Annotated in this window: 1 protein-coding gene; it reads right to left on the reverse strand. The window is 41.0% G+C overall.

From position 1 onward, the window contains the following. Positions 1-68 precede the first annotated feature (68 nt). Positions 69-905, reverse strand: a complete 837-nt coding sequence (locus tag C228_RS0113020) for a hypothetical protein (protein WP_018653019.1) — start codon at positions 903-905, stop codon at positions 69-71. Positions 906-1004: the final 99 nt, after the last annotated feature.

The following is a 1004-nucleotide window of genomic DNA, read 5'->3' on the forward strand; positions in this document are numbered from 1 at the left end:
GAACCGCAATTTAAAACACAAAAGTGCGGTACGTCACAAGCGGTCATTTTTTACTAAAGCTTTGCTAATTACTGCTGTTTTGCCAACCACGCTTGAATTTTAGCTTCAGTTTTCTTTTCGTTATAACCCCAAGCAGGAAACAGGCTAAATTGATAGAACCAGTTAAAGTAATCACTGGTAATGCGTTTTTCTTTTTTGAAGAACTTACCGTATTCTTCATCAGGGTTCTCACTACCGAGATAATCTAAAATAAAATCCAGCAACGCATGATTTTGGTATTCACAAGCAGGGCGGTAAATACCCAATGGCAGACGACGGGTACGTTTAGGATTATCAGCCTGTGGTAGCGTGAATACTAAACTGCCGAAGTGTTGTGGACGAATCCAAGGGGCGAACATCTCAGGCTTGAGAAAATTCCGTAATTGTTCACGGTCTCGCTGTACGGCTTTCGGGTAGTGCATAATATACAACCGTCCCCACGACCAAAAATAGACTAAACGGCGTTTGGCATCAAAACGGACAGGGCGCCATTTAGGGGAAATGACCATAAAGAACCAGAAAAGCGGGAACAGAATATAGAACCAGCCCCAGTAGCGGTTCGCCCAATGCATTTCGAGCATTTCTGCTTTAAATGTTTCATAACCATCATTTAAATACTCACTTCGGATAAAATTCCAACTTCTCTCTAACCCCCAATCAACGGAAATCGCCCATTTCATATCATTGATCATACTTTGGGAAGTAAAGTAGTCATAAATCGTTACTGCCATTACGCCTAAAAACCATACCCAAGACAAATCGGCACGAATATGCCCATCGTTATAACGACGGACTTCTATTACGCCATTGCCTAGTTGTTTGACATTGCGGGCAATCACATCAGGGCTGTATGTGAATATCGACATCTATTATTTTACTCCTGTATAGATAATTTGGTTTTCAAAATAATCGGCGTTAAATCTATTCCACCAAGTGGAAATATCTTCCCCTAATTTCGGGTATTT

The organism is Actinobacillus capsulatus DSM 19761 (assembly GCF_000374285.1).
Lineage (GTDB): Bacteria > Pseudomonadota > Gammaproteobacteria > Enterobacterales > Pasteurellaceae > Actinobacillus > Actinobacillus capsulatus.

Excerpts from the sequence above, each read along its gene's own strand:
- C228_RS0113020 (WP_018653019.1), bottom strand. The coding sequence starts at position 905 with ATGTCGATATTCACATACAGCCCTGATGTGATTGCCCGCAATGTCAAA.